This is a genomic window from Streptomyces sp. NPDC096040 (genome assembly GCF_040303265.1).
In the GTDB taxonomy this organism is placed as follows: domain Bacteria; phylum Actinomycetota; class Actinomycetes; order Streptomycetales; family Streptomycetaceae; genus Streptomyces.
In genome coordinates this window covers 1-26,001 of record NZ_JBEOTA010000019.1, presented here as the reverse complement: position 1 = coordinate 26,001, position 26,001 = coordinate 1, and the positions used below count along the sequence as shown (strand labels likewise).

23 protein-coding genes and 1 tRNA gene are annotated in these 26,001 nt (G+C 69.8%); 12 read left to right on the top strand and 12 right to left on the bottom strand.

The window, feature by feature from the left end; translation table 11 throughout:
* Positions 1-125: 125 nt before the first annotated feature.
* From ABTY98_RS25590 to ABTY98_RS25580, 3 genes are all read right to left on the bottom strand, one after another.
* Complete coding sequence (locus ABTY98_RS25590; protein ID WP_352223295.1) at positions 126-1,037, bottom strand: sugar ABC transporter permease; 912 nt, start codon at positions 1,035-1,037, stop codon at positions 126-128.
* Positions 1,038-1,050: 13 nt separating this feature from the next.
* Positions 1,051-2,055: a carbohydrate ABC transporter permease gene (locus tag ABTY98_RS25585; protein ID WP_352223294.1), complete on the bottom strand. Its 1,005-nt coding sequence runs from the start codon at positions 2,053-2,055 to the stop codon at positions 1,051-1,053.
* Between the two features lie 103 nt (positions 2,056-2,158).
* Positions 2,159-3,433, bottom strand: coding sequence for an extracellular solute-binding protein (locus ABTY98_RS25580; protein ID WP_352223293.1), 1,275 nt, complete (start codon positions 3,431-3,433; stop codon positions 2,159-2,161).
* Between the two features lie 393 nt (positions 3,434-3,826).
* Between ABTY98_RS25580 and ABTY98_RS25575 the strand changes: the two genes are divergently transcribed.
* Both ABTY98_RS25575 and ABTY98_RS25570 read left to right on the top strand, forming a co-directional pair.
* The gene (locus ABTY98_RS25575; protein WP_352223292.1) at positions 3,827-4,864 is read left to right on the top strand and encodes a LacI family DNA-binding transcriptional regulator; all 1,038 of its coding nucleotides are present in this window, start codon (positions 3,827-3,829) and stop codon (positions 4,862-4,864) included.
* Positions 4,865-4,993: 129 nt separating this feature from the next.
* Complete coding sequence (locus ABTY98_RS25570; RefSeq protein ID WP_352223291.1) at positions 4,994-5,815, top strand: phosphatase PAP2 family protein; 822 nt, start codon at positions 4,994-4,996, stop codon at positions 5,813-5,815.
* 127 nt (positions 5,816-5,942) lie between these two features.
* Here ABTY98_RS25570 and ABTY98_RS25565 read toward each other — a convergent pair whose 3' ends face one another.
* The gene (locus tag ABTY98_RS25565; RefSeq protein WP_352223290.1) at positions 5,943-6,530 is read right to left on the bottom strand and encodes a LysR substrate-binding domain-containing protein; all 588 of its coding nucleotides are present in this window, start codon (positions 6,528-6,530) and stop codon (positions 5,943-5,945) included.
* Between the two features lie 443 nt (positions 6,531-6,973).
* Entirely contained in the window at positions 6,974-9,991 is a 3,018-nt protein-coding gene (locus ABTY98_RS25560; RefSeq protein ID WP_352223289.1) for a bifunctional [glutamine synthetase] adenylyltransferase/[glutamine synthetase]-adenylyl-L-tyrosine phosphorylase, read from the bottom strand.
* A gap of 147 nt (positions 9,992-10,138) precedes the next feature.
* On the opposite strand from ABTY98_RS25560, the gene ABTY98_RS25555 reads away from it, so the two are divergent.
* Positions 10,139-10,645 carry a pyridoxamine 5'-phosphate oxidase family protein gene (locus tag ABTY98_RS25555; RefSeq protein WP_352223288.1) on the top strand — a complete coding sequence of 169 codons (507 nt, stop codon included), beginning with the start codon at positions 10,139-10,141 and terminating at the stop codon, positions 10,643-10,645.
* A 7-nt stretch (positions 10,646-10,652) separates the two neighbouring features.
* Here ABTY98_RS25555 and ABTY98_RS25550 read toward each other — a convergent pair whose 3' ends face one another.
* A complete protein-coding gene (locus ABTY98_RS25550; protein ID WP_352223287.1) occupies positions 10,653-11,567 on the bottom strand; it encodes a DUF72 domain-containing protein in 915 nt (304 codons plus the stop codon).
* Positions 11,568-11,730: 163 nt separating this feature from the next.
* Here ABTY98_RS25550 and ABTY98_RS25545 point away from each other — a divergent pair, with 163 nt between their 5' ends.
* Genes ABTY98_RS25545 through ABTY98_RS25535 form a run of 3 tightly spaced genes read left to right on the top strand, consistent with a single transcriptional unit; the run spans position 11,731 to position 14,907 of the window.
* On the top strand, positions 11,731-12,618 hold the full coding sequence (locus ABTY98_RS25545) for an alkaline phosphatase family protein (protein ID WP_352223285.1): 888 nt from the start codon (positions 11,731-11,733) through the stop codon (positions 12,616-12,618).
* A 1-nt stretch (position 12,619) separates the two neighbouring features.
* On the top strand, positions 12,620-13,891 hold the full coding sequence (locus ABTY98_RS25540) for an MFS transporter (protein ID WP_352223284.1): 1,272 nt from the start codon (positions 12,620-12,622) through the stop codon (positions 13,889-13,891).
* Positions 13,888-14,907, top strand: coding sequence for a TolB family protein (locus ABTY98_RS25535; protein ID WP_352223283.1), 1,020 nt, complete (start codon positions 13,888-13,890; stop codon positions 14,905-14,907). The genes ABTY98_RS25540 and ABTY98_RS25535 overlap by 4 nt, the downstream gene beginning before the upstream one ends.
* A 75-nt stretch (positions 14,908-14,982) precedes the next feature.
* Here the strand turns inward: ABTY98_RS25535 and glnA2 are convergent, their stop codons facing one another.
* Positions 14,983-16,344, bottom strand: coding sequence for a gamma-glutamylpolyamine synthetase GlnA2 (gene glnA2 / locus ABTY98_RS25530; protein ID WP_352223282.1), 1,362 nt, complete (start codon positions 16,342-16,344; stop codon positions 14,983-14,985).
* Between the two features lie 418 nt (positions 16,345-16,762).
* Here glnA2 and ABTY98_RS25525 point away from each other — a divergent pair, with 418 nt between their 5' ends.
* From ABTY98_RS25525 to ABTY98_RS25515, 3 genes are all read left to right on the top strand, one after another.
* On the top strand, positions 16,763-17,425 hold the full coding sequence (locus ABTY98_RS25525; protein WP_352223281.1) for a thioredoxin-like domain-containing protein: 663 nt from the start codon (positions 16,763-16,765) through the stop codon (positions 17,423-17,425).
* Complete coding sequence (locus ABTY98_RS25520) at positions 17,425-18,045, top strand: DUF305 domain-containing protein (RefSeq protein WP_352223280.1); 621 nt, start codon at positions 17,425-17,427, stop codon at positions 18,043-18,045. The genes ABTY98_RS25525 and ABTY98_RS25520 overlap by 1 nt, the downstream gene beginning before the upstream one ends.
* A gap of 285 nt (positions 18,046-18,330) precedes the next feature.
* Positions 18,331-20,274, top strand: coding sequence for a S53 family peptidase (locus ABTY98_RS25515; protein WP_352223279.1), 1,944 nt, complete (start codon positions 18,331-18,333; stop codon positions 20,272-20,274).
* A 54-nt stretch (positions 20,275-20,328) separates the two neighbouring features.
* Here ABTY98_RS25515 and ABTY98_RS25510 read toward each other — a convergent pair whose 3' ends face one another.
* From ABTY98_RS25510 to ABTY98_RS25500, 3 genes are all read right to left on the bottom strand, one after another.
* A complete protein-coding gene (locus ABTY98_RS25510; RefSeq protein WP_352223427.1) occupies positions 20,329-20,559 on the bottom strand; it encodes a DUF397 domain-containing protein in 231 nt (76 codons plus the stop codon).
* 4 nt (positions 20,560-20,563) lie between these two features.
* Positions 20,564-22,309, bottom strand: coding sequence for a S8 family serine peptidase (locus tag ABTY98_RS25505; protein ID WP_352223278.1), 1,746 nt, complete (start codon positions 22,307-22,309; stop codon positions 20,564-20,566).
* A 133-nt stretch (positions 22,310-22,442) separates the two neighbouring features.
* A complete protein-coding gene (locus ABTY98_RS25500; RefSeq protein WP_352223277.1) occupies positions 22,443-22,910 on the bottom strand; it encodes a hypothetical protein in 468 nt (155 codons plus the stop codon).
* 519 nt (positions 22,911-23,429) lie between these two features.
* On the opposite strand from ABTY98_RS25500, the gene ABTY98_RS25495 reads away from it, so the two are divergent.
* A tRNA-Gln gene (locus tag ABTY98_RS25495) sits at positions 23,430-23,501 on the top strand.
* Positions 23,502-23,922: 421 nt separating this feature from the next.
* Here ABTY98_RS25495 and ABTY98_RS25485 read toward each other — a convergent pair.
* Together ABTY98_RS25485 and ABTY98_RS25480 are read right to left on the bottom strand one after the other, a co-directional pair.
* Positions 23,923-24,126, bottom strand: coding sequence for a DUF397 domain-containing protein (locus ABTY98_RS25485; RefSeq protein WP_352223276.1), 204 nt, complete (start codon positions 24,124-24,126; stop codon positions 23,923-23,925).
* The gene (locus tag ABTY98_RS25480; RefSeq protein ID WP_352223275.1) at positions 24,098-24,961 is read right to left on the bottom strand and encodes a helix-turn-helix domain-containing protein; all 864 of its coding nucleotides are present in this window, start codon (positions 24,959-24,961) and stop codon (positions 24,098-24,100) included. Before ABTY98_RS25480 ends, ABTY98_RS25485 begins: the two co-directional genes overlap by 29 nt.
* A 135-nt stretch (positions 24,962-25,096) precedes the next feature.
* Between ABTY98_RS25480 and ABTY98_RS25475 the strand changes: the two genes are divergently transcribed.
* Positions 25,097-25,321 carry a hypothetical protein gene (locus ABTY98_RS25475; RefSeq protein WP_352223274.1) on the top strand — a complete coding sequence of 75 codons (225 nt, stop codon included), beginning with the start codon at positions 25,097-25,099 and terminating at the stop codon, positions 25,319-25,321.
* A complete protein-coding gene (locus ABTY98_RS25470) occupies positions 25,318-25,719 on the top strand; it encodes an ATP-binding protein (protein ID WP_352223273.1) in 402 nt (133 codons plus the stop codon). Before ABTY98_RS25475 ends, ABTY98_RS25470 begins: the two co-directional genes overlap by 4 nt.
* Positions 25,720-26,001: the final 282 nt, after the last annotated feature.

Below are 26,001 nucleotides of genomic sequence, written 5' to 3'. Positions count from 1 at the left end.
CGCCGACCGCGCCCCGCAAGGGGCGCGGGGCTTTATCGATATGCGGCTTCCGCCGCGCGGGCGCGACCAGCCACAACGGCGCCGCAGACGAACGACGGCCGAGGCGGCTTCTTCGGCTCCCGGCGTCAGCCCTTCGTGCCGCCCGCGGTCAGCCCGGTCACCAGGTTCTTCTGCACGAGGTAGAAGAACACGGCGACGGGTATCGCGATCAGCACCGCGGTCGCGGTCATCAGGTTGCGCTGGGCGTCGTGCTCGCTGATGAAGCTCTGCAGCCCCACCGCGAAGGTGTACTTGTCGTCGCTCAGCATGAACGTGGACGCGAAGGCGACCTCCCCGAAAGCGGTGAGGAAGTTGTAGAACGCGGCGACCGCGAGACCGGGCTTGGCGAGCGGCAGGATCAGCCGGCCGAAGGTGCCGAAGGGCGAGAGCCCGTCGACACGGCCGGCCTCGTCGATCTCGAAGGGGATCGTGTCGAAGTAGCCCTTGAGCAGCCAGGCCGTGTAAGGGACGACGGTGGTGCAGTAGACCAGGATCAGCCCGAGGTAGCTGTCGATGAGGCCGAGGTTCGACAGGATCTGGTACATCGGCACGATCAGCACGGCGATCGGGAACATCTGGGTGACCAGCAGCAGCCACATGAACTTCCGGTAGCCGGGGAAGCGCATCCGGGAGACCGCGTAGCCGGTGGTGGAGGCGAGGATCAGGCCGATGACGGTGGTACCGCCGACGACGATCATCGTCGTCCTGAACCAGTCCCAGAAGCCGGTGTGCTGGAGGACGAAGGAGTAGTTGTCCAGCGTCATCTTGTGCCAGATGCCGCTCGGATGGAGGTAGTCGTCCTTGTCCGGGCCGAGCGAGAGGAAGATCAGCCAGCCGACCGGGAAGAACGCGATCAGGCTCGCGACGCCCAGGATGCCGTGGGTGACGGCGGTGGCGAGGGGGCCGCGCTCGCCCCGGCGGTGGACACGGCGCGGACTGCTGGTCACAGGGGCCTCCTCGGCGACCTGGGCGGAGGTCTCGACAGTGGTCGTACTCATGGAAACTCCTGCCTCAGATCGCGAGCTGCTGATCGTTGCGGTTGAGCCAGCGGCGGTAGAAGGAGGTGAAGACGATCAGGATGGCCAGCAGCAGCATGCCGTAGGCGGCGGACTGGGCGAAGTCACGCGGCTGCTGTCCGAAGCCGAGGAAGTAGGCCCAGGTGACCAGGATCTGCGCGTCCGGGGCGGTGTCACCGAACAGCAGGAAGATCACGGCGAACTGGTTGAACGTCCAGATGATGCCGAGCAGGACGACCGTGGAGCTGACGGACCTCAGGCCCGGCAGGGTGACGTACCGGAAGCGCTGCCAGGCGCCGGCGCCGTCCATCTCGGCGGCCTCGTAGAGGGTGCCGTCGATGGCCTGGAGGCCGCCGAGCAGCGAGAGCATCATGAACGGCACACCGCACCAGGTGTTGACGAGGATCGCGGCGGCCCGCTGCCAGAACGTGTCCTCCAGCCATGCGGGTTGCGGCAGATGGAGGAAGTGGAGGGCCGCGTTGATGATGCCGCCGTCGGCGAGCATGAACCGCCAGCCGAACACGGTGACGAAGGTGGGCACCGCCCAGGGCAGGACGAGGACCATACGGTAGAAGGTGCGGCCGCGGAACTTCTCGTTGAGCAGCAGGGCGAGGCCCAGACCGATGGTGTAGTGCAGGGTGACGCAGAGCGCGGTCCAGACGAACGTCCAGAGGAAGTGCGACCAGAAGCGGTCGTAGGACGTCGGGCCGAACAGGATGTCCTTGTAGTTGTCCAGGCCGATGAACTTGTAGGTGGCGTCGATGTGGTTGACGCCGATGGTGCGGGCGGTGTTGAGGCTGTTGGCGTCCGTCAGCGTCAGGTAGAAGCCGTACACCAGGGGGTAGACGACGAGCGCCCCGAGCACGACGGCCACGGGGGCGATCATCGCGTAGGCGTACCAGTACTTCTGGTAGCTGTTCCGGATCCGCCGGCCCAGCCCGGGGCGGGGCGCGCGGTCGCCGTGGCGCTTGCCGGTCGCACGGTCGATGGCGACTGTCATGGTTCGACACCTTCTGGGTTTTCCGGGATCGGGCTGGGCACAGGCCGGTGGCCGCCGGATCCCTTCCCCTGTCTTTCAGGGGGATCCGACGGCCACTCGGGGCTTACTTGCTGAAGTCGGGGACGAGCTTCTCGATCCCGAGTTCGGCGTTGCTCAGGCCCTTGTCGAGGGACTCCTTGCCGCCGGCGACCTTGGTCAGCTCGGTGCCGACCGGACCCCACAGGGAGGAGTACTCGGCGAGCGCCGGGCGCGGCTGCGCGGAGGAGAGGACGGCCTGGTAGCCGGCGATGCCCGGGTCGGCCTTGACCTCGGCCGTGTAGGCGTCGGAGCGGGTCGGCAGGGTCGAGTTCTTCAGGGCGATCTCCGTCTGGGACTTGGCGGAGGTCATGAAGGCGACGAACTTCTCGGCCGCCGTCTGGTGGGCCTTGTCCGAGCCGGCGTAGATGGAGAGGTTGTGTCCGCCGGTCGGGGCGCCCGCCTTGCCGGTGGAGCCGGCCGGGACGGTGGTGATGCCGAGGTTGGACTTGTCGCCGAACGCGGAGCCCTTGTAGAAGTTGGTGATCTCCCAGGGGCCCTCGATGGTCATGGCGACCTTGCCGTTGACGAAGGCGTCCTGGCGGTGGGCGTAGGCGTCGGCGGTGGTGTCCGCCTTCTGCAGGCCCTTGCCGGAGTAGAGGTCCAGCCAGGTCTGGTAGCCCTTCTTGGCCGCCGCCGAGGTGATGGTGATCTTCTTGGCGGAGGCGTCGACCATGTCGGTGCCCTCGCCGTAGAGGAAGGGCTGGGTGTAGTACGCGGCCTCGGGGCCCCAGTAGCCGGTGACCTTGGCCTTGTCCTGGATCTTGGCGGCGTCGGTCTTCAGCTCGTCCCAGGTCCTGGGGGCCGCGGTGATGCCGGCCTTCTTCAGCAGGGCCTTGTTGTAGACGAGGGCGAGGGTGTCGGTGACCAGCGGGACACCGTAGGTCTTGCCGTCGTACTTGGCCTGGGTGATCAGGCTGGACTGGAACTTGGCCTGGTCCGCGAGGGCGCTGGTGCCGTCCAGCGGCAGGAAGTAGCCGGCCTTGGCGAAGGCGGGGGTCCAGCCGACCTCGGAGCGCAGCACGTCGGGGGCGCCCTTGCCGGACTGGGCGGCCGTGTCGAACTTGTTCTGCGCCTGGTCGAACTGGACGTTGACGTAGTTGACCTTGATGTCCTTGTTCGCGGCTTCGAACTCCTTGACCAAGGCCTTGTACGTCGGTGCCTCATTGGTGGCGTTGGAGGTGTCCCACCAGGTGATGGTGACCGGGCCGTCCGACTTGCTGTCGCTGCCGCTCCCGCCGCACGCCGTCGCCGTGAGGGCGAGGGACGCCACCAGCGCGGAGGCCGCTATGCCACGCCGCATGATTCTCCTTGAGGGTGAAAAGCCCGAGTGATGCGAGGGCGGCCCCGTCCGCCGTCCTCGCCGTCGTGCCGACAGCGCCGTTGCGGCGGCCGGGCGTCAGGGAACGTAACAGCGATGTAAGCGCGACGAAAGACCTTGCAGCAAAAAAGCGCAAGGGATCTCCGAAGTTATCCGGGTGTGACCTCCCGGCGACCACCGCGAGACGCTTGCTTGCCGCTTGTTTACGGGGGTAGAGCGCTACGAGGGCTACTTGTGCAAGACTCTGCAAGCTCTTGCCATCACGTTTCACGAGGGAGTGCGATGACGCAGCAGCCCGGACCGGGCCGCCCCCCAGGCCGCATCAGGCGCCCGATCGGTGTGCAAGGGGACATACGGCCGGTACAGTCCAGTGGCGTGACCACACGGCTTGCCGACATCGCAGCGCAGGCGGGGGTGAGCGAGGCGACCGTCAGCCGGGTCCTCAACGGGAAGCCGGGCGTCGCCGCCACCACCCGCCAGTCCGTGCTCGCCGCCCTGGACGTGCTCGGCTACGAGCGTCCGGTACGGCTGCGGCAGCGCAGCGAGGGCCTGGTGGGGCTGATCACCCCCGAGCTGGAGAACCCGATATTCCCGGCCCTGGCCCAGGTCATCGGGCAGGCGCTGACCAGGCAGGGATACACGCCCGTGCTCGCCACCCAGACCCCCGGCGGGTCCACGGAGGACGAGCTGACCGAGATGCTGGTGGACCGCGGGGTCGCGGGCATCATCTATGTCTCCGGCCTCCACGCGGACACCACCGCCGACATGCAGCGCTATGAACGACTGCGGGCGCAGGGCGTGCCGTTCGTCCTGGTGGACGGCTTCTCGCCGAAGGTGCAGGCGCCGTTCATCTCCCCGGACGACCGGGCGGCGATGACCCTGGCGGTCACGCATCTGGTGTCCCTGGGGCACACGAGGATCGGTCTCGCCCTCGGCCCGAAGCGGTTCGTCCCCGTGCAGCGCAAGATCGAGGGCTTCGTACGGGCCATGCAGGACCAGTTGGGGCTGCCGGCCGACGCGGTCGAGTCCGGGCTGGTCCAGCACTCCCTCTACACCCTGGAGGGCGGTCAGGCGGCGACCACGGCGCTGATCGACCGCAACTGCACGGCGATCGTCTGTGCCAGCGACATGATGGCCCTCGGCGCGATACGGGCGGCCCGGCAACGGGGTCTGGACGTCCCCAAGGACATCTCGGTGGTCGGTTTCGACGACTCCCCGCTGATCGCCTTCACCGACCCGCCGCTCACCACGATCCGCAAGCCGGTCCCGGCGATGGGGCAGGCCTCGGTGCGCACCCTGCTGGAGGAGATCGGGGGTACGCCGGCTCCGCACAGCGAGTTCGTTTTCATGCCCGAATTGGTGGTACGCGGTTCTACGGCGTCGGCACCGGGGGACCGCACCAACCGCCCTTGACGACGCCGCAGTACCTCGGCATCAGCTGAGCAGTACCTGGGAAGTAGTCGTCGTGCCGTAGAAAATGCGCGGTGAACCGAACCTTGGGATGATCTGTCGAAGACGTCTTATCTGGCAGACTCTGTGCCTATGAGTGACTCGACCGTGACAGAGCCGGAAGGTCGCGCACAACAGACCCTTCCGCAGACCGTCACGGGCGAGGGAGAACAGGGATTCCTGCGCCGGCTGCGCACACCGGGCCGGCCCCGGCTCTGGTTCGAGATCCTGCTGATCGCGGTGAGTTACTGGACCTACTCGCTGATCCGCAACGCGGTCCCGGAGCAGAAGGCGCAGGCGCTGCGCAACGCGGACTGGATCTGGCGGGCCGAGCACCACCTGGGCATCGCCGTCGAGGCCTCGGTCAACCACGCCGTGAACTCGGTGACTTGGCTGATCATCGGCATGAACTACTACTACGCGACACTGCACTTCGTGGTGACGCTGAGTGTGCTGGTGTGGCTCTACCGCAGCCATTCCGGCCGCTACGCGGCGGCCCGCCTCGCTCTCTTCGCCACGACCGGCGTGGCCCTCCTCGGCTACTACCTGTTCCCGCTCGCCCCGCCGCGGCTGATGACCGGCGGCCGCTTCGCCGACACCGTGATGATCCACCACACCTGGGGCTCGATGGCCTCAGGCGACCTCAAGCACATGTCCAACCAGTACGCGGCGATGCCGTCCATGCACATCGGCTGGTCGCTGTGGTGCGGCCTGACGATCTTCGCGCTGGCATCGGTGCCGTGGGTACGGATCCTGGGCCTCCTCTACCCGACGGCGACCCTGCTGGTCATCGTGGCCACGGCCAACCACTTCTGGCTGGACGCGGTGGGCGGCATGCTGTGCCTGACCTTCGGCTTCACGGTGGCGAGGCTGTGGTACGGCGCGCTGCCCTACGCGTTGCCGAGACAGACCTAGCTAGCCCTGCGGAGCGGCTGAGGGGGCTCCTGAACCACACGCGGGCATGATCAGACAGTGGCCCCGGCCGCCGCCCGCAGTGCGTCGGGGAACGTCTCCCGCGCGGGCTGCGGCGGGGCGGTCTCCCTTACCACCGCGTGGATGACGGACCTCCCGTACGACCACCCCCGGATGGCGGCTGCCGAGCCCCGGCCGGGGCACCAGGCTCACCCCGAGCCCGGCGGTGACGAACCCCTGGGCGGTGACATAGTCCTCGCTGCCCAGACAGGGTCCTGGCCACTCGCCCGCGGGGCGGCACGGTGAGACAGGGGTCGTCGAGCAGCCGCAGCAGCCGTACGCCGGTCTCCTGCCGCCCCTCGGCCCGCACCAAAACCGCCAGGCCCGCCCGGCCCTCCTTCACATCGGCCAGCGGCTCCTTCGCGTCGCTGGCCGGCCGCAGTTCGATCCGCCCCCCGGGGTGCTCCGCGCGCAGCCGGGCGACCGCCGGGGCGACCAGGGCCGCGCCCGCTGTGGCGAAGTACCGCACCGACAGCCGCCCCGTGCGCCCCACGAGTAGGTCGGCAAGGGCGGTCTCGGCCTCGGCGACCTGCCGGGCGACCGCGTCGGCGTACTCGGAGAGCAGCAGCTCGGCGGCGGCCGGCCGCCCCCCGCGCCCGACCCGCTCCGGGAACGCGGCCCCGGCCTCCTTCTCCAGCGTGGCGATCTGCCGGCTCACCGCGGAGGGCGTGTAGCGAGGGTCACCGCCGCGCCGGTCACCGACCCATCGGCCACCGACCCATCGGCCACCACGGCCCGGAGCATCCGCATCCGTCGCACATCCATCCTGCAGCGCAGCTTCCCTGTGGTCCCTGCTCATCGGCCTCACCGTCGGCACCGACCGCGGCCTGTCCGGCGGCCGTCCGACCGGCCTCCTCGTGGGCTTCGCCGGTACGGTCCTGATCTTCGCCCCCTGGCATCGCTCGGACCTGCTGAGCTGGGGCCCGCTGTTCCGGTGGACGCGGACATGATCGGCGCCCTGGGCGCTGGGGGCCCTGGTACCGGGTGAGCACATCGGCCGGCGGGTGGTGGCAGGCGTCATCAGCGGCTCCGCCGTGGGGCGCGACGAGCCCCAACGGCGCCGCACCCGAAACACGACCGAACTCCCCGAAACGCAACCCCTCAAGCCCCGTAGAAAAGCTCCTCCACGACCGCCCTGGCCCGCCGAGCAGTCCGCCGATACGCGTCCAGCATGTCTCCCACATGCCCGTCCCCGTACCCCAGATACCGCCCCACCGCGGCCAACTCCCGGCTCTCCGGGGGGAACGTGTCGCCCGCCCGCCCCCGCACCAGCATCACCGCGTTCCGCACCCGCGTGGCCAGCACCCACGCCTCGTCCAGTGTCGCGGCCTCCTCGGCCCCCAGCAGCCCTGCCGCACACGCCGCGGCCAGCGCCTCGCGCGTCCGGGTGGTTCGCAGTCCCGGCTCGGCCCAGCCGTGCCGCAGTTGCAGCAGTTGCACGGTCCACTCGACGTCGGACAGCCCGCCCGGCCCGAGTTTGGTGTGCAGTTTGGGGTCGGCCCCGCGCGGCAGCCGCTCGGACTCCATACGGGCCTTCAGCCGCCGGATCTCGCGGACCTCGTCCTCGCCGAGCCCCTGCGCCGGATACCGCAGCGGATCGACGAGCTCGATGAACCGGCACCCCAACTCCTCGTCCCCGGCGACCGGTTCGGCCCGCAACAGGGCCTGCGACTCCCATACCAGGGACCACCGGCGGTAGTACGCCTCGTAGGACTTGAGCGTGCGCACCAGCGGCCCGGACTTGCCCTCGGGCCGCAGGTCGGCGTCGATCAGCAACGGCGGGTCGGCGCTGGGGATCTGGAGCAGCCGCCGCATCTCGGAGACGACCTTGTTCGCCGCGTCGGCGGCCTCCCGCTCGTCCACGCCCTCCTGGGGCTCGTGCACGAACAGGACGTCCGCGTCGGAGCCGTAGCCCAGCTCGTGTCCGCCGAACCGGCCCATGCCGATGATCGTGAACCGGGTCGGCAGGGTGTCGCCCCAGCCGTCGCGGACCACCGCCCGCAGCGTCCCGGCCAGTGTCGCCGCCGTGAGGTCGGAGACCGCGCCGCCGACCCGGTCCACCAGGGCGCCCTGGTCGGCCTCGACGGGCGTGTTCTCGGTGCCGTAGGAGTCGACGATGTCGGCGGCGGCCGTACGGAACAGCTCGCGGCGGCGCACGCCACGCGCGGCCCGGACCCCGACCTCGGCGTTGTCGGCGCGGCCGACGGCGGCGAGGATCTCCCTTTCCAGCTGGGCGCGTTCGCGGTGTTCCAGACCGCCGCCGGGGCCGCCGCCCTCGCGGGCGCCGTCGCTGTCGCCGAGCAGGGCGACCGCCTCGGGGGCGCGCATCAGCAGGTCGGGGGCGAGACGGCCGGCCGACAGCACCCGGGCGAGGTTCTCGGCGGCGGCACCCTCGTCCCGCAGCAGACGTAGATACCAAGGGGTCTTGCCGAGGGCGTCGGAGACCTTGCGGAAGTTCAGCAGGCCCGCGTCCGGGTCGGCGGAGTCGGCGAACCAGCCCAGCAGGACCGGCAGCAGGGTGCGCTGGATCGCGGCCTTGCGGGTGACGCCCGAGGCGAGGGCCTCCAGATGGCGCAGGGCTGCGGCCGGGTCGGTGTAGCCGAGGGCCTCCAGGCGTTCCCGGGCCGCCTTGGTGCTCAACCTGGCCTCGCCGGGGGCGAGTTGGGCGACGGCGTCGAGCAGCGGGCGGTAGAAGAGCTTCTCGTGCAGGCGTCGTACGACACCCGTGTGCCGTTTCCACTCGCGGATCAGCTCGGTCACCGGTTCGGTGCGCAGGCCCAGGGAGCGGCCCAGGCGGCGCAGGTCGGCCTCGTCCTCGGGGACCAGGTGGGTGCGGCGCAGCCGGTAGAGCTGGATGCGGTGCTCCATGGAGCGCAGGAAGCGGTAGGCGTCGTCGAGTTGCGTGGCGTCGGCACGGCCGACGTAGCCGCCGGTGGCGAGGGCCTGGAGGGCGTCGAGGGTGCTGCCGGAGCGGAGCGTGGCGTCGGCCCGTCCGTGCACCAACTGGAGGAGCTGGACGGCGAATTCGACGTCGCGCAGACCGCCGGGGCCGAGCTTCAGTTCGCGGTCGACCTCGGCTACGGGGATGTTCTCCACCACCCGGCGGCGCATCTGCTGCACGTCGGTGACGAAGTTCTCGCGCTCGGCGGCCTTCCAGACCAGCGGTTCGAGGGCGTCGATGTACTGCTGACCCAGTTCGGGGTCGCCGGCGACCGGGCGGGCCTTGAGGAGGGCCTGGAACTCCCAGGTCTTGGCCCAGCGCTGGTAGTAGGCGCGGTGGCTGCTCAGCGTGCGGACGAGGGGGCCGTTCCTGCCCTCGGGACGCAGGTTGGCGTCGACCGGCCAGATCGAGCCCTCCACCGTGGTCTCGGAGCAGATGCGCATCATGTGTGAGGCGAGTTTGGTCGCGGAGCGGAGGGCCTTGGCCTCGTCGGCGCCGGCGGCGGCCTCGCCGACGAAGATGACGTCGACGTCGGAGACGTAGTTCAGCTCGTGGCCGCCGCACTTGCCCATGGCGATCACCGCGAGCCGGCAGGCGGCCGCGTCCTCGGGCGCGGCGCGCTCGGCGAGGGCGAGGGCGGCGCGCAGGGTCGCGGTGGCGAGGTCGGCGAGCTCGGCGGCGGTCTCGGCGACATCCGTGGTGCCGCACACGTCCCGGGCGGCGATGGACAGCAGGCAGCGGCGGTAGGCGACCCGGAGGCCGACCGGGTCGGCGGCCCCGGCCAGGCCGCGCTCGAACTCCGCCACGCCGGGGTGCAGGTCCCGGGGCTCGTAGGTGACCAGGGCCTCCCAGTCCCGCGGATGCCGGGCGAGGTGGTCGGCGAGGGCGGCGGAGGCGCCGAGGACGCCCAGCAGACGGTCCCGGAGCGGCTTGGCCGCTATCAGGGTGTCGAGCAGTTCCCGGTGGGCGCTGGGACCGGGCTGGGCCTCCAGCAGCCGTACCAGGCCGTGCAGGGCGAGGTCCGGGTCGGCGGTGGCACCGAGTGCCTCGAGGAGGACCGGATCATCGCGTACGGCGGCCAGCTCGGCGCTGTCCAGCAGCCGCTCCGCGGCCGAGGCATCGGTGAAGCCGTGCCGCAGCAGTCGCGTGAAGGTACTGCTCCTGCGCCCCGGCGTCATCCGCGGCCTCCCTCCGGATCAAGGTCGTCGGATCAAGGTCGTCCACGCCAGAGCCTAACCGCAGACCCTGTCACGAGCGCCGATGAGTTTGCGGCGGGATCGTGGTCTGTACCGGGTCTGTACCGGCAGGGAACCGAAGGAGGCATCATGCGCGAACCCGAGGGTGTGCTGGACGCCCGCTACAGCAGCAAGGGCACCCGGGCCCACGACTGGTCCGACGCGGAGAAGGTGCTCACCGACTCCGAGCTGTTCTGGATCTCGACGGTACGGCCGGACGGGCGGCCGCATGTCACCCCGCTGCTCGCGGTGTGGCACGACGGCGCGCTGCACTTCGGCACCGGCCCCGGCGAACACAAGGCGCACAATCTCGCCGGGAACCCGCACGTCGTCCTGACGACCGGCACCAACAGCTGGACCAGGGGGTACGACCTGACCGTCGAGGGCGAGGCGGTACGGGTCACCGACGACGACCGGCTGCGCGAGCTGGCGGCGGCCTGGGAGGAGAAGTACGGCCCGTTCTGGCACTACGAGGTGGCCGACGGCTACTTCCACCGGGAGCCGGGACGGACCCTGGTCTTCGCGGTGCGGCCCCGCAAGGTTCTCGGCTTCGGCAAGGGCGAGCCGTTCAGCCAGACGCGCTGGCGGTTCGAGTAGTCCCTCGTCAACTCGCGGGGCAACCGCGGAAGTCCACTCGGCGGCTCACCTGGTGGGGCACCGTCCCGCCCAGCAGGCGGCGCATGGTGTCCGCCGCGGTGACGGCCGCGTCGGCGCAGCAGTTGTTGAACAGGACGTGGACCCGGTCGGTGCGGTCGGCCAGGGCGCGGATACGCGGCAGCCACGGTGTCAGTTCCCGTTCGGTGTAGACGTGCCGGAAGCGGTCCTCCTTGCTGCCCGTCCCCCAGTGCGGGCTGCGGCCGTGGAACCGGACGACCGCGAGCCGGCTCGTCGTGGCGGGCGTGACGGGCGGCATGGAGGTGGGCAGCCCCTGCGCCGTGTCGACGGCCACCGCGGTGGCGTCGAGGTCGGTGAGCAGCGCGGCCGTGGCGTGCTCGCGGTCGCCCTGCCACCACCCGGGATGCCGGAACTCCACGGCGAACGGCCAGCCCCGCGCGCGTTCACGGCTCGCGCTGACGACGGCCTCGGAGCGGGGGCCGGGGGCGAGGGAGGGCGGGTACTGGAACAGCACGGTCCCGAGCCGCCCGGCGCGCCGCAGCGGCTCCACGGCCTCCGCGTACCGGGCCCACACCTCGTCCAGCAGCCCCGGATCGGTGGCACGCCCGCGCGTGAACGCCGCCCGTAAGTCGGCGGGCAGCGCGGCGGGCCTGGTCGGATGCCCGGTCAGCAGGGAGAAGGCCTTGACGTCGAAGCGGAAGCCGCCCGGGGTGCGCTCCGCCCACAGCCGGGCGGTGCGCGGGCTCGGCAGCGCGTAGTACGGCGAGTCCGCCTCGACCACGCCGAACCGCTCGGCGTAGTACCGCAGCCGCCCCTCGGCGTCGCGCTGCCCGCGCGGATACCAGCCGCTCGTCACCAGGGCGCGGTCGGTCCAGGAACAGGTGCCCACGAAAATCTCCGCCATGGACGGCGGGTACCCCACGGGACGGCTCGGCACCCGTCGGCCCGGCAGCAGTCGTTCATGCGGTTTTCATCCGTCTGGTTGAGTTCCGTGGCACACGGGAATGTTGGCGTGTGCATGCTCTGTCCGCACCGCCAGCCCCGCCCATCCCCCACCGGAGGTTGATGTGTCCGGCAGTTCCGTGTACCGCCGTGCCCGTACCGTCGTAGCGTCCGCGACCGCGCTCGCCGCGGCCGCGATCGGACTGTGGACCGGTTTCGGCGGCGGCTCCGCGCATGCCGCGGGTGCCGTGCCGACCCCGGACCACGTGGTCGTCGTGGTCTTCGAGAACCACGCATACAGCCAGGTCATCGGCTCCTCCAGCGCGCCGTACATCAACTCGCTCAAGACCGGCGGCGCCAACCTCACCCAGTCGTACGCCATCACCCACCCGAGCCAGCCGAACTACTTCGCCCTGTTCTCCGGCTCCACCCAGGGCATCACCGACGACAGCTGCTACACCCCCGGCTTCTCCTCGGCCGCCAACCTGGCCTCCGAGCAGCTCGCCGCGGGCCGCACCTGGGCCAGCTACAACGAGACCCTGCCCAGCCAGGGCTCGACCACGTGCAGCAGCGGCAACTACGCGCAGAAGCACAACCCGTGGTTCGGCTTCAGCAATGTGCCGACGTCGTCCGCGAAGACGTTCACCCAGTTCCCGACGGACTACACGACGCTGCCCCAGATGTCCTTCGTGGTCCCCAACCTGTGCAGCGACATGCACGACTGCTCGGTGTCCACCGGTGACACCTGGCTGAAGAACAACCTCGGCGCGTACGCCACCTGGGCCAAGACCCACAACAGCCTCCTGGTCGTCACCTTCGACGAGGACAACCGGCTCAGCGGCAACCGCATCCCGACGGTCCTGTACGGCCAGCCGGTGACGGCGGGCTCCTCGTCCTCGACGACGTACAACCACTACGACCTGCTGCGCACCCTGGAGGACACCCAGGGCCTGACCGCGCACGCGGGCAACGCGGCCTCCGCCAAGGACATCTCCGGCATCTGGGCGTCCTGACGTGTACGTAGCGGACAGCCGCGCGAGCACTCCGGCGGCGTCCGCGGAAGGTACCGCCCGGCCGGTGACGGCCGGGCGGTACCGCACCGCGGTCGCCCCCACCGTCCTCGCCCTCGGCACGGTCAGCCTGGTCACGGACGTGTCCTCCGAGATGGTGACAGCGGTCCTCCCGCTGTACCTGGTGGCGGGCCTGGGCCTGTCCCCGCTGGGCTTCGGGCTCCTGGACGGCGTCTACAACGGATTCTCCGCGGTCGTACGCCTGGTCGGCGGCCATCTCGCCGACCGCGGCGGCGGCCGGCACAAGTGGGTGGCGGGCGCGGGCTACGCGCTGTCGGCGGTGTGCAAGCCACTGCTGCTGATCGCCCACACCCTGACGCCCATAGGCCTGGTCCTCGCGGCGGACCGCACGGGCAAGGGCCTGCGCACGGCTCCGCGCGACGCCCTGATCTCCCTCTCCAGCACCCCCGAGACCCGGGGCCGTGCCTTCGGCGTGCACCGGGCGATGGACACGGCGGGCGCCCTGCTCGGGCCCCTGGTCGCGTTCCTGATCCTGCGGGCGACGGTGGACGGCTACGACGCCGTGTTCATGGTGAGCTTCTGCGTGGCCGTGGCCGGGGTGCTGGTCCTGGTGCTGTTCGTGCCGGGCGGCGGACGTACCCGGGCGGCTCCTTCCGGCACGCGCCCCACCCTGCGGGCGGCGCTCGCCCTCCTCACCCACCGCGACCTGCGCCGGCTCACCATCTGCGCGCTGCTCCTGGGCCTGGCGACGGTGAGCGACTCGTTCGTGTACCTGCTGCTGCAACGGCGGCTGGGCGTCCCGGACCGCTGGTTCGCACTGCTCCCGCTGGGCACGGCGGCCGCGTTCCTCCTCCTGGCCGTGCCGCTGGGCCGGCTGGCGGACCGCTGGGGCCGCTGGCGGGTGTTCCTCACCGGCCACGGAGCCCTGCTGCTGGCGTATGTCCTGCTGCTGACGTCCTGGCACGGTACGGCGCTGCCGTACGTGGTCCTCGCCCTGCACGGCACGTTCTACGCGGCGACCGACGGGGTGCTGATGGCGGCCGCCTCGGACAGCGTCCCTGAGGCGCTGCGCTCGTCGGGCCTCGCGCTGGTCCAGACGGGCCAGGCTGGAGCACGTTTCGCCTGCTCACTGGCGTTCGGCGCGGCGTGGACACTGTGGGGCGACCGTACGGCGCTGAGCGTGTCGGCGGTGGCCCTGGCGGTGTGCGCGGCGTACGCCCTCACCCTCCGTCCCTTCCGGAAGGCAGCCGCATGACCCTGCGTTCCCGCATCCTGATCCTGCTGTCGGCGCTGGCGGTCCTGGCGGCCGTAGCGCTGGCCTCCGTGCTGCACGCGTCGGCACGGGCGGAGCGCCGCGACCAGACCCAGGCGGGCGGCCCCCAGATCACCGGAGGGACGGTCACCCTGACCACCCCCGGTCGCATGGTCTTCCGCAACCTGGCATGGGGCCCGCACCGGGACGAGCTGACGACGGTCCCGGCGACCGACCCGGCCGGCCCGCGCACCGCGTCGGGCGTGAAGTGCCTGCGGTTCTACGCCGCTTCGGGCACGGGGGTGTGTCTCCAGGCGGTCCACGGCCCGGTCTCGGACACCTACCGCGCCCTGATCCTGGACGCGAGACTCCACACGAAGGCCCACTACAACGTCCCCGGCATCCCGTCCCGCGCGCGCGTCTCACCCACCGGCCACTACGCCGCATGGACGGCGTTCGTGGGCGGCGACTCCTACGCGGGCACGAACTTCTCCACGCGTACGGCGATCGTCGACACCCGCACGGGCTCGCTGATCCCCTCCCTGGAGACGTTCCGCGTCCTGAAGGACGGCCGTGTCCACCACTCGGCGGACACCAACTTCTGGGGCGTGACCTTCGCGTCGGACGACCACACCTTCTACGCCACGCTGGCGACGAGGGGCTCGACGTATCTGGTCCGGGGCGACCTGCGCACCCGTACGGTCACCACCCTCCACGCGAACGTCGAATGCCCGTCCCTCTCCCCCGACGGCACCCGCGTCGCGTACAAGAAGCGGGTCAAGGGCCTCCCCAAGGACGCCCCCTGGCGCCTGTACGTCCTGAACCTGACGACGATGCGCGAAACCCCGCTGGCCGAGGCCCGGAGCGTGGACGACCAGGCGGTATGGAAGGACGGCCGCACGATCGTCTACGCGCTGCCGGGCGACTACGGGGCGGACCTGTACGAGGTACCGGCGGACGGCACGGGCACGCCGCGGCGGATCAGCGTGTCGGCGGTGTCTCCGGCGTACGTCGGCTGATCCTCCCTCGACGCCACGGCCCCGGGGTACAGGACGTACCCCGGGGCCCCGTCTGTGCCGCCGTACCGCGAGTGCCTACAGCACCGGCAGGTTCTTCCGCAGTTCGAAGGCCGTGACCTCGCTGCGGTACTCCTCCCACTCCTGGCGCTTGTTGCGCAGGAAGAAATCGAAGACGTGTTCGCCGAGGGTGTCGGCGACCAGGTCGCTGTTCTCCATGAGGGTCAGGGCCTCGCCGAGGTTCTGCGGGAGCGGCTCGATGCCCATGGCCCGCCGCTCGGCGTTGGAGAGGGCCCAGACGTCGTCCTCGGCGCCCGGCGGGAGTTCGTAGCCCTCCTCGATGCCCTTGAGGCCGGCCGCCAGCAGGACGGCGTAGGCCAGGTACGGGTTCGATCCGGAGTCGATGGAGCGGACCTCGACGCGCGCCGAGCCCGTCTTGCCGGGCTTGTACATCGGGACGCGGACCAGCGCACTGCGGTTGTTGTGGCCCCAGCAGATGTACGACGGGGCCTCGCCGCCGGCGCCCGCGGTGCGCTCCGAGCCGCCCCAGATGCGCTTGTAGGAGTTCACCCACTGGTTGGTGACCGCCGAGATCTCCGCGGCGTGCTTGAGCAGGCCCGCGATGAAGGAACGGCCGACCTTGGAGAGCTGGAACTCCGCGCCCGACTCGTAGAACGCGTTCCGGTCGCCCTCGAAGAGGGAGAGGTGGGTGTGCATGCCCGAGCCGGGGTGCTCGGAGAAGGGCTTCGGCATGAAGGTCGCATGCACGCCCTGCTCCAGCGCCACCTGCTTCATGACCAGGCGGAACGTCATGATGTTGTCGGCCGTCGACAGGGCGTCCGCGTAGCGCAGGTCGATCTCCTGCTGGCCCGGCGCGCCCTCGTGGTGGGAGAACTCGACCGAGATGCCCATCGACTCCAGCATGGTGATCGCCTGGCGGCGGAAGTCCATGCCGACGTTGGTGGGGGTGTGGTCGAAGTAGCCCGAGTTGTCGGCCGGGATGGGGCGGGAGCCGTCCAGCGGGCGGTCCTTCAGCAGGAAGAACTCGATCTCCGGGTGGGTGTAGAAGGTGAAGCCCAGGTCGGAGGTGCGGGCCAGGGCACGCTTGAGGACGTAGCGCGGGTCCGCGAAGGACGGGGAGCCGTCCGGCATGAGGATGTCGCAGAACATACGGGCCGTGCCGGGGGTCTCCGCGCGCCACGGGAGGACCTGGAAGGTGGAGGGGTCCGGCTTGGCGATCATGTCGGACTCGTAGACCCGGGCGAAGCCCTCGATCGCGGAGCCGTCGAAGCCGATGCCCTCGTCGAAGGCCTGTTCCAGCTCGGCCGGGGCCACGGCGACGGACTTGAGGAAGCCCAGCACGTCCGTGAACCACAGGCGTACGAACCGGATGTCGCGCTCCTCCAAGGTCCGGAGCACGAACTCCTGCTGCTTGTCCATCTTCCGCTTCCCCATCCTTGCTGGTCAGGCCGCCTGCTCCCGGTCCCACGGGAAGGCGGTCGGGCACCTGAGCATCACACCACAACAGCATTTCATGCGCGTTGCAGACCTTGATCGCCCCGGCGTCCTCGGGCTGAACGGCTCCCGTACGGCAGGTGTACCGCCCTGACGCCCATCTTGCCTGCTCGCAGCGACATCCGTAATGGCCGATTCGATTCCGGCGCGAGTCACCTCCGGCCCACGAACATGAATATCAGGTGCAAAAATCGTCCGTGGCCGTACGTTCCGGTTATCGGCCTCCTGTCGAACACCGGCATTTCCAGGTCTTTCCTGTGTCCTCGCTACGACTGGCCCCGTCTCCCCCATTACGATCAGCGGGCCCCACCTTCCACGTCCCTTTCCCCCAGAAGGACACCCCATGGGTTCCGCGAAGAAGAGCAGCAGTGCCGAGCGCAAGGCGCGTATAGAGGAGATGCGGCGCGCCGAGCAGGCGCGTGAGCGCCGTGGCCGGATCCTCACGATCGCCGCCGGCGTGGTGGTCGTCCTCGGTCTCGTCGCCGGCGGTGTGGCGCTCGCGAAGAACCGGTCCGGTGACGACACCGCGGCGGCCGACGCGAAGAGCTCGGGACACTTCGTGACCGGCGCGGACGGGGTGAAGACCTGGAAGGGCACGCTGGGCCGGACGCATGTGACGACCACCGTGCACTACCCGACCGAGCCCCCGGTGGGCGGCAACCACAACCCGGTCTGGCAGAACTGCAACGGTGACGTCTACACCGAGGCGCTCGACAACATGAACGCCGTGCACTCGCTGGAGCACGGCGCGGTCTGGGTGACGTACAACAGCAAGGCGAAGAAGGCCGACGTCGACGCGCTCGCGGCGAAGGTGAAGCAGACGCCGTACACGCTGATGAGCCCGGACGACAAGCAGAAGGACCCGATCATGATGACGGCGTGGGCGCACCAGCGCACCGTGACCGGGGCCGGCGACCTGAACGTGGGCAAGTTCTTCGAGGAGTTCGTGCAGGGCAAGCAGACGCCCGAGCCGGGTGCCGCGTGCACGGGAGGCAAGAGCCAGTGATGCGGACGGTGCTCATCGCGGGCTCCGCGGTGGCGGTACTGGTCGCGGCCGGCGCGATCAGCTACGCGGTCGCGGGTGAGAACGGCGGCGGCAGTACGGTCCCGAGCGCCGACTCGGCGGACGCGGGGTTCGCGCGGGACATGGCGGTCCATCACCAGCAGGCCGTCGAGATGTCGTACATCGTGCGCGACCGCACGAAGGACACCGACGTACGGCGCCTCGCCTACGACATCGCGCAGACGCAGGCCAACCAGCGCGGCATGCTGCTGGGCTGGCTGGATCTGTGGGGGCTGCCGAAGGTGTCGGCCGATCCGCCGATGACCTGGATGGGCATGGGCGACATGGCCTCCGGCAAGGACGGTTCGCTGATGCCGGGCATGGCGACCAACACCGAGATGAAGAAGCTGGGGACGCTGAACGGCAAGCAGGCGGAGATCTTCTATCTGCAGCTGATGACGGACCATCACAAGGGCGGTATCCACATGGCCGAGGGGTGTGTGGCCAAGTGCACCGTCGAGGTGGAGAAGAACCTCGCCCAGGGCATGGTGGACGCGCAGCAGTCGGAGTTGACGACGATGGCGCAGATGCTGAAGGAGCGGGGCGCGAAGCCGCGCACCTGAACGGGCGTACGGCGTGGGCGATTTGTCGACTTAACGGCACCGCAAGGGCTTGCCGACAATCGCAATCGATCCGTAACGTTCGGTACGACATCGAAATCCAACCAAAAGCCCCTAATCAACGCCCACTTGGGGTTTCCTTGGCCTTTTCATTCCCCTGGCATGAACAGTTCACCGCAAGAGTGACCCCCATCGTGTGATCCATTCACGGGCCGTTCCGCCGCCGGCCTCCTGGTGATCACGGTTGACCGACCACTCCATGCGTCGAACCGCATAGCAGGGGGCAGTATGAGATCGAACCGTGCCAAGGTGCGGGCCAGCGTGAGCATGGCAGCGACACTGCCGATGATCGCCGGCGCGCTCGCACTCGGCATACCCGCGGCCCACGCCGCGGACAGCCCGGCCCGTGACACCCTGAAGGGCACCAAGCCCACCTGGGCCACGGCCAAGGCGGACAAGGGCGCGACCTCCAACAGCGCGCAGGTCAAGGCCCGGGTCTACCTGGCCGGCCGGAACGCCAACGGCCTCGCGGCCTACGCGAAGGCGGTGTCCGACCCCAGCTCGCCGCTCTACGGCAAGTACCTCAGCGCCAAGCAGGTGCAGGCCCGCTTCGGCGCCACCGCGGCCCAGGTGAAGGCCGTCAAGTCCTGGCTGACCGCGTCCGGCCTGAAGGTCACCGAGGTCACCCAGCACTACATAGCCGTCTCCGGCGACGTCTCCGCCGCCGAGCAGGCGTTCGGCACCCAGCTGCACAACTACGCCAAGGGCTCGAAGACCTACCGCGCGCCGGAGAAGACCGCCTCGGTGCCGGCGGCCGTGAGCAGCTCCATCCTGACCGTCACCGGCCTGGACAGCGCGCCGCACAAGGCCAGCCACGACGACACGCTGCCGCCTCCGGACGCCGTGTTCAAGAACGCCGGACCGTTCTCGTCGTACTACGGCTCGAACACCGCGACCACGCTGCCGTCGGCCTACGGCTCCAAGATCCCGTACGCCATCAAGGGCTACACCGGCAAGCAGCTGCGGGCCGCCTACGGCGCCGGCGAGTACACCGGCAAGAAGGTCCGCGTCGCGATCACCGACGCGTACGCCTCGCCGACCATCGCCTTCGACGCCGGCACCTACGCCCAGAAGAACGGCGACGCGGCCTGGAAGACCAGCCAGCTGCACCAGGTGCTGCCGGGCGCGTACACCAAGACCGAGGAGTGCGGGGCGGCCGGCTGGTACGGCGAGGAGACCCTCGACGTCGAGGCCGTCCACGCGGTCGCGCCGAACGCCGACGTCACCTACGTGGGCGCCGCCTCCTGCTACGACGACGACCTGCTTGACTCGCTCAGCAAGGTCGTCGACAACCACCTGGCCGACATCGTCTCCAACTCCTGGGGCGACATCGAGGCCAACCAGACCCCGGACCTCGCGGCCGCCTACGACCAGGTCTTCCAGCTGGGCGCGGTGCAGGGCATCGGCTTCTACTTCTCCTCCGGCGACAACGGCGACGAGGTCGCCAACACCGGTACCAAGCAGGTCGACACCCCGGCCAACTCGGCGTGGGTGACGGCGGTCGGCGGTACCTCGCTCGCCGTCGGCAAGGGCGACAAGTACCTGTGGGAGACCGGCTGGGGCACCGAGAAGGCGACCCTGTCGGCCGACGGCAAGAGCTGGACCTCCTTCCCGGGCGCGTTCACCTCGGGCGCGGGCGGCGGCACCAGCGCGACGGTCGCCGAGCCGTACTACCAGAAGGGCGTCGTCCCGGACTCCCTCGCGAAGGCCAACAGCGCCACCGGCAACCGCGTGGTCCCGGACATCTCGGCGATCGCCGACCCGAACACCGGGTTCCTGGTGGGCCAGACCCAGACCTTCCCCGACGGGTCGCAGCAGTACAGCGAGTACCGCATCGGCGGCACCTCGCTGGCCGCGCCGACCATCGCGGCGGTCCAGGCGCTCGCCCAGGAGGCGGCCGGCGGCAAGGCCCTCGGCTTCGCCAACCCGTCGATCTACGCCAAGTACGGGAAGAAGGGCGTCTTCCACGACGTCACCGACAACCCGACCGGCTCCGGCCTCGCGGTCGCCCGCGTCGACTTCGCCAACGCCTACGACGCCACCAACGGCCTGCTGACCTCGGTCCGCAGCCTCGGCAAGGACAGCTCGCTGTCCGCGGTGAAGGGCTACGACGACGTGACGGGCGTGGGCTCGCCGGCGGGCGGGTACGTGGAGTCGTACCGCCGCCACTGATCGACCAGCCAGTGGTAGGGGCGTGGGGTCTTCCGGACCTCACGCCCCTTTGCGTTACCGCGACTTGAGGGAGGCGACGAAGGGGGCCCAAGCGGTGGCGGTGAGGACGAGAACGGGAGCGTGAGGGGCCTTTGAGTCGCGGGCGGGGACGAGGCCGGGAGAGTCGGTGGAGACCTCAACGCAGTCGACACCGCTGCCGTTGCTGTAGCGCGACTTCGAGCCTGGCTGGCCCGCAAGCCGGACGGCCCCCGTCCTCGGGGCCGGCCGGCTTGCAGGCCGCGGCAGGCATCTACCCGGTCATGGAGGGGGCAAAGGGGGACAGGGCTGGGGCGAGTTGTGTGCCGGGAGCCAGGCCGAGGGCGGTGAGAGCGTCGGGCAGGCCGCGCCCGGTACGGGCCGCGTCCAGTGTTCCCGGTGCGGCCAGTGGACGGCAGCTGGCGGCGATGATCTCGAACAGGTGCTGCACGCGGCCGGCTCCGCGGGGCAGCAGCTGGCCGTGGAAGTCCTCGTGGTGGGCCAGCACGAGCGCGGCCAGGCCGGCGATGTGAGCGGACGCGGTGCCGGTGCCGTCGAGGGCGGTGTAGCCGCCGTCCGGGGAACAGGACAGGACCGCGACCCCGGGGGCGGCCGCGTCCACTCCGGGACCATGGCAGCTGAACGGCGCGGCGAACAGCCCTTCGGGACTCAACTGTGGCCCGATGTGGGCGGCATGGGAGGTGTCGGGCGGGTAGGTGCCGAAGGCCCCCAGGGCGCCCACGCCGAAGACGGTGGGCAGCGAGGCGGGGAAGGAGACCGGACCGCCGTTGTCGCCTGCCGGAGCGATGCAGGCGATGCCCGCCGCGGTGGCGTCGGCGAGTTTGCGGGAGACCAGCGCCGAGGGGTAGGGGGTCGCCACCTCGATGTGGGCGATGTCGAGTTCATGCTCGATGCAGTAGTCCAGGGCGGCGATCAGGTCGCTGAAGTGGCCGTCGGGCATCACCTGGCAGACCTCGACCTCGGCGTCGACGGCGATGCCGATGATGCCCTTGCCGGTGTCCGCCCCGGCGATGACGCCGGCCGCGTGGGTTCCGGTGCCGACCGGGTCATGGGCCCAGCCCTCTTCTGTGTGACGCACGAGGTCGGTGCCGGTGCGCACCTGTGGCTTCAGGTCGGGGTGGTCGATGCTGACGCCCGTACCGATGACAGCGATCTTGGTGCCGAAGGCGCGGAACGTGGGCGGCAGCCGGTCCAGCCGCATGGCCTGCTGGCCCCAGCCGTAACTCTGCCGCTGTTCCAGTTCCGGGTAGATCTTGGACAGCGGGGTGAGGGTGACGAGGTTTTCCTGGGTCGCCGACAGGTCGGGGCGGTGGATCCAGCGGTCCGTGTAGCCGCCCGCGGGCCGGACGTAGAGGGACTGGATGGACTGCGCGGTCTCCGTCGCCGGGGTGAGGGTGACCCTCCCGTCGGGGCCGGTGATGCCCTGGCTCGGCCATGTCGCCCCGATCAGGAACACCCCGGCGTCGGCCAGCGGTTCGCCGTCCGGGCCGCAGACGCGAACCGAGACCTCCACAGGCTCCTCCAGCGGCATCACCAGCCCCGGGTCGCGCAGCGGCAGCATCCCCGCGGTCGGCATGGCAACGGGTACGGCTGCGCACAGCGGCAGATCCGGCTCGATGTGCACATACAGCGACCGCATCGCCGGCACCTGCGCCTCGGGGGCCTCGACGACCACGAGTTCGGGGCAGGAGGGCTGCACTCCCACCGCCTGCAGCTTGTCCGACGGCGTGAGTCTGCGGACCACCGTGACCTCGGGCATCCGCTCCAGACGGTCGCACACCGCGTCCATGCCGAGTTCGGGCACTCCCACGGGCCGAAGCTGCTGCGGCAGCGGGGTCACCATGTAGCGAGACCGGCGCGGCTGTACCGCGATCGGTGACGGTCCGCCCTTCTTGCGTGGCGCCGACTTCTCCTCGGGGCCCGGCCCGCTGGCCCCCGCGCCCTCGGATTCGCTCTGGCGGTTGTTCCGGGGCTTGCTTCCGGGCCTGTCCTTGACCATTACATCCACCTTAACCATGCCTGCGTCGGTTCCTGAGCTTCTGATCCATGTGACGGGCGGCTCGCGCCTTCCACGGCTGTGCGGTGTGCCCGGGAACCGGCCCCGGGCACACCGCACAGCTCACTGCCTCATGTCAGCCGATACCGAAGGGCTGACCCATCTGGCCGAAGCCGAGGCCGGGCTGCTGGTACTGCTGCGGGTGCTGCTGGCCGAAGCCGCCGCCCCACTGCTGCTGGCCCTGCTGGCCCGGCTGGCTCTGCTGCACCAGCGCCAGGATCGCGGTCGGCAGCGCCTGCTGCACGGACTGCTCCACGGCGCTGCGCACGCCCTGGATCAGGGTGTGATGCAGCGCGACGGCCAGGTACGGGTGGGCGTGGTGGGCCATGCCCTGCTGCTGCAGCTGCTGCTGGACCTGCTGGATCTGCTGCAGCGTCTGCTGCATGCGCTGCGCGATCTGCTGGCCCGCCTGCTGGCAGGCCTGCTGGATGGACTGCTGGACGACCTGCGCGAACTGCTGCTGCGGCCCGGCGAACTGCTGCTGCGGCCCGCCGAACTGCTGGCCGAACTGCTGCAGGGGCGGGGTACCGGTCATCACCGACATGAACGCTCCGTTCAATACCAGAGGAAAGCCGACATAAATTACGATGTTGGCTTTTTCGGAATTATTCCGACGCGTTGAACCTAAGCTGCCGTCACTCCGCCCACAATCGGGCAAGCCGCTCAGGACGAGGAATCCCCCGTTCGGATCCGGCGACGGGCGAACCGGCCGGGTACGCGGCAGGATGAGCTGCTGCTGGAGGTGGCGGACGACCGTGCGAGCGGCGCCGGCGACAGGGGCTCTCAGGACTGCGGCTTGCAGGACCACCGCAGCCCTCGGCTGGTTCCTGCGCATCACCTTCAGCCACGCCGTTGGCCGCGGCGGCCACGGGGCGAAGGTGGAGAACGCGGCGTGGATCGACCACCGGACGCTGTTCGCCGCCACACTCCAAAACTCTGCTCGACACTCCGGGCGCACATCACCGAACATCACGGAGAGTGTGAATAGATTGGGCAAGGTTCTACAGCGACACGCGGTAGGGCAACGCCCGGCTGACCGAGCTCCCGCGGTCTTCGGGGCGAATGGGATATGGGGTAATTGGCAGCCCGGCGGTTTCTGGTTCCGCTAGTTCAGGTTCGAGTCCTGGTATCCCAGCAAGCACGGACGCCGCCCGCCGTCAGGGCAGAAGAGTGAGTGCCGGGGCGTGTGCGGGGCGGACGACGCCGGAACTGGCGGCGGGTCACGGCATGTTGGAGTACGGCATCGGCGGCACCTCGCCGGCCGCCCCGGTGATCGCGACTGTCCGGGCCCTGGCCCAGGAGGCGCGCGGCGGCAAGGGCCTCGCGGTCGTCCGCGTGGACTTCTATCGGCTACCACGCCACCGGCGGCCTGCTGACCTCGGTCCGCGGCCTCGGCAAGGACAGCACCCTGTCCGCGGTGAAGGGCTACGACGACGTGACGGGCGTGGGCACGCCGTCTACGAGTTACGTGGAGTCGTACCGCAAGCACTGATCCGCTGCGCGGCTTGAGTGGAGGGGCGCGGGGTCTTCATTAGGAGAACCCACGCCCCTTCGCGTCAGGCGGACTTGAGGGAAGCCACGAAGGGAGCCCAGGCGGCAGCGGGGAGGAGGATGGCGGGTCCGTCGGGGGACTTGGAGTCACGCACGGGGACGAGGCCGGGCATGTTGTCGGCGACTTCGACGCAGTTGCCGCCGCTTTCGTTGCTGTAGCTGCTCTTGAACCAGAGAGCGTCACTCAAGTCGATCCGGTTGCTTGCCATTTCGGTGATCCTCTGCCGCTGACTTGATCATGGCGAGGGACGTGTCTGGTGACAGCGCGACGGCCCTGAGCCGATCGTATGCCTTGCGGTACTCCTGCACGAGGGCAGGATCATCGATGGTGTCCCCGCTGTAGGACGCCTCGGTGTAGATCAGCGGTGGAGCCTCCGAGAACGTCATGCCCGTGACGGAGGCGGCCATCAGGGGATACGCCCTTCCATTCCGCGGGACGATCTGCGGAGTGATCCGGCGCCGGTCCGCCAACTCCACGATGCGGTCGAGTTGTTCGGCCATGTCTTGGCCGGACAGGAACGGGTCCCGGATCAGCGACTCATGCAGGATCACCCAGTACTCCGGAGTGCGCTGGTCAGCCTCGAAAAGCTCGGCGCGTGCCATTCGCGCGCCGACCTTCTCCTCCACCTCAGCGTCGAGGGACATCGGGAGGCCCGCCAGGATGACGGCCCGTGCGTAGGCCGGAGTCTGAAGCAGCCCCGGAATCAGGATCGGGCACCACTCCTCAATGGTCAGGGCGTGCTTCTCGGCGTCCAGGACCTTCTCGAAGTACTCAGCGTGCCCCGCTCTTCTCGCCCGCCGCACATCCTCGCAATGCCGCTCGAAGTAGCCGTCCGTGCCCAGCACCCGATCCACATGCCGGGCCAGCTCCAACGGCATCCGCCGCTCACCGCGCTCGATGTCACTCAGATGGGACTTGCCGTAGAAGCTGCCCTCGACCAGCTTCTCCAACGACAGTCCCGCCGCCTCCCGCTTCCACCGCAACTCCTTGCCGTAGAAGGTCGGGACGCTCACCGAGCCGTCGATGTCCTTACGCCGCACCACGCGCTCACCGCCGTAACTCACCGGGCCGTTTCCGCAGTTCGCGTCGCGGACGCGAATGCCCTTCCACGGTAGCGAGCCGGACGACACTCTGTGAGGCATTGATCACACACGGCACACAGAAGGTTGCCCACCCTCATGCCCGACCACTCCCCCACGGCCTACGACGTCACCCTGTGCGTCGAGGACCTCCGCACCGCCCTCGCCGAGCACGGCATCACTCTCCCCTCCCTCCGGGTCGACCTGCCGAGCTTCGCGGGTACGTACGCCCCGCCGACGGGACTCATCGCGCTGGGGAACTGCAACACGGCCACGGCCCGCGCCCTCACCGCCGTACTGCGAAAGTCGGCGGGAGAACGATGACCCACCTCGAACTCCGCCTGCTGGCCACCCCGAAGGCGGCACCGGAACTACGCCACCACCTGCGCGACCACCCCTACGACGTCCGCCTCTGTGCGACGGAGTTGCTGACGAACGTGATCACCCACGTGGGCGAGGGCACACCGGTGACCGTCCGCGTCACCGGCACACCACGACACGACGGCACCCGAATCGAGATGACGGACCCCGCCCCACGAACGCCGCCCGTCCTGCGGGCGGCCGCGGAGACGGAGGAGTCCGGCCGCGGCCTGGCCCTCCTCGACGAACTGACCGACCGTTGGGGCGTGAACCAGACCCTGGACCACAAGACCGTCTGGTGCGAGATCAGTCACCCCGCACTTCGCGGCCACGCCAGGCACCCCGGCGAAGACAGACACTGAGGACCAGACAGACCAGCCCCGGCGGCAAGAGGGCACCCTCCCAGGCCAGTCGATGGGCGTCGGGAATCCATGAGCCCAGGCAGAGTGACATGGCGATCCCAGAGAGAAGGTTGGCCCAGGCGAGTTGGCGCCCGCCGTCTCGCCCGGGGCCGATAGCGGTTTCCCGACCGGCAAGGTGCAGCAGGGTGTTTAACAGTCGACGTATTGGCTTGGAGATCCTGGGTGATATGGGGTATCACGTTGAGGTTCTTTTGTTTGATTTTCTGACACTTTTCACTGCTT

Bases quoted from the DNA above. Each gene is read 5' to 3' on its own strand.
- ABTY98_RS25590 (WP_352223295.1), bottom strand. From the start codon at position 1,037: ATGAGTACGACCACTGTCGAGACCTCCGCCCAGGTCGCCGAGGAGGCC.
- ABTY98_RS25585 (WP_352223294.1), bottom strand. From the start codon at position 2,055: ATGACAGTCGCCATCGACCGTGCGACCGGCAAGCGCCACGGCGACCGC.
- ABTY98_RS25580 (WP_352223293.1), bottom strand. From the start codon at position 3,433: ATGCGGCGTGGCATAGCGGCCTCCGCGCTGGTGGCGTCCCTCGCCCTC.
- ABTY98_RS25570 (WP_352223291.1), top strand. From the start codon at position 4,994: ATGAGTGACTCGACCGTGACAGAGCCGGAAGGTCGCGCACAACAGACC.
- ABTY98_RS25560 (WP_352223289.1), bottom strand. From the start codon at position 9,991: ATGACGCCGGGGCGCAGGAGCAGTACCTTCACGCGACTGCTGCGGCAC.
- ABTY98_RS25555 (WP_352223288.1), top strand. From the start codon at position 10,139: ATGCGCGAACCCGAGGGTGTGCTGGACGCCCGCTACAGCAGCAAGGGC.
- ABTY98_RS25550 (WP_352223287.1), bottom strand. From the start codon at position 11,567: ATGGCGGAGATTTTCGTGGGCACCTGTTCCTGGACCGACCGCGCCCTG.
- ABTY98_RS25535 (WP_352223283.1), top strand. From the start codon at position 13,888: ATGACCCTGCGTTCCCGCATCCTGATCCTGCTGTCGGCGCTGGCGGTC.
- glnA2 (WP_352223282.1), bottom strand. From the start codon at position 16,344: ATGGACAAGCAGCAGGAGTTCGTGCTCCGGACCTTGGAGGAGCGCGAC.
- ABTY98_RS25525 (WP_352223281.1), top strand. From the start codon at position 16,763: ATGGGTTCCGCGAAGAAGAGCAGCAGTGCCGAGCGCAAGGCGCGTATA.
- ABTY98_RS25520 (WP_352223280.1), top strand. From the start codon at position 17,425: ATGCGGACGGTGCTCATCGCGGGCTCCGCGGTGGCGGTACTGGTCGCG.
- ABTY98_RS25515 (WP_352223279.1), top strand. From the start codon at position 18,331: ATGAGATCGAACCGTGCCAAGGTGCGGGCCAGCGTGAGCATGGCAGCG.
- ABTY98_RS25505 (WP_352223278.1), bottom strand. From the start codon at position 22,309: ATGGTCAAGGACAGGCCCGGAAGCAAGCCCCGGAACAACCGCCAGAGC.
- ABTY98_RS25500 (WP_352223277.1), bottom strand. From the start codon at position 22,910: ATGTCGGTGATGACCGGTACCCCGCCCCTGCAGCAGTTCGGCCAGCAG.
- ABTY98_RS25485 (WP_352223276.1), bottom strand. From the start codon at position 24,126: ATGGCAAGCAACCGGATCGACTTGAGTGACGCTCTCTGGTTCAAGAGC.
- ABTY98_RS25475 (WP_352223274.1), top strand. From the start codon at position 25,097: ATGCCCGACCACTCCCCCACGGCCTACGACGTCACCCTGTGCGTCGAG.
- ABTY98_RS25470 (WP_352223273.1), top strand. From the start codon at position 25,318: ATGACCCACCTCGAACTCCGCCTGCTGGCCACCCCGAAGGCGGCACCG.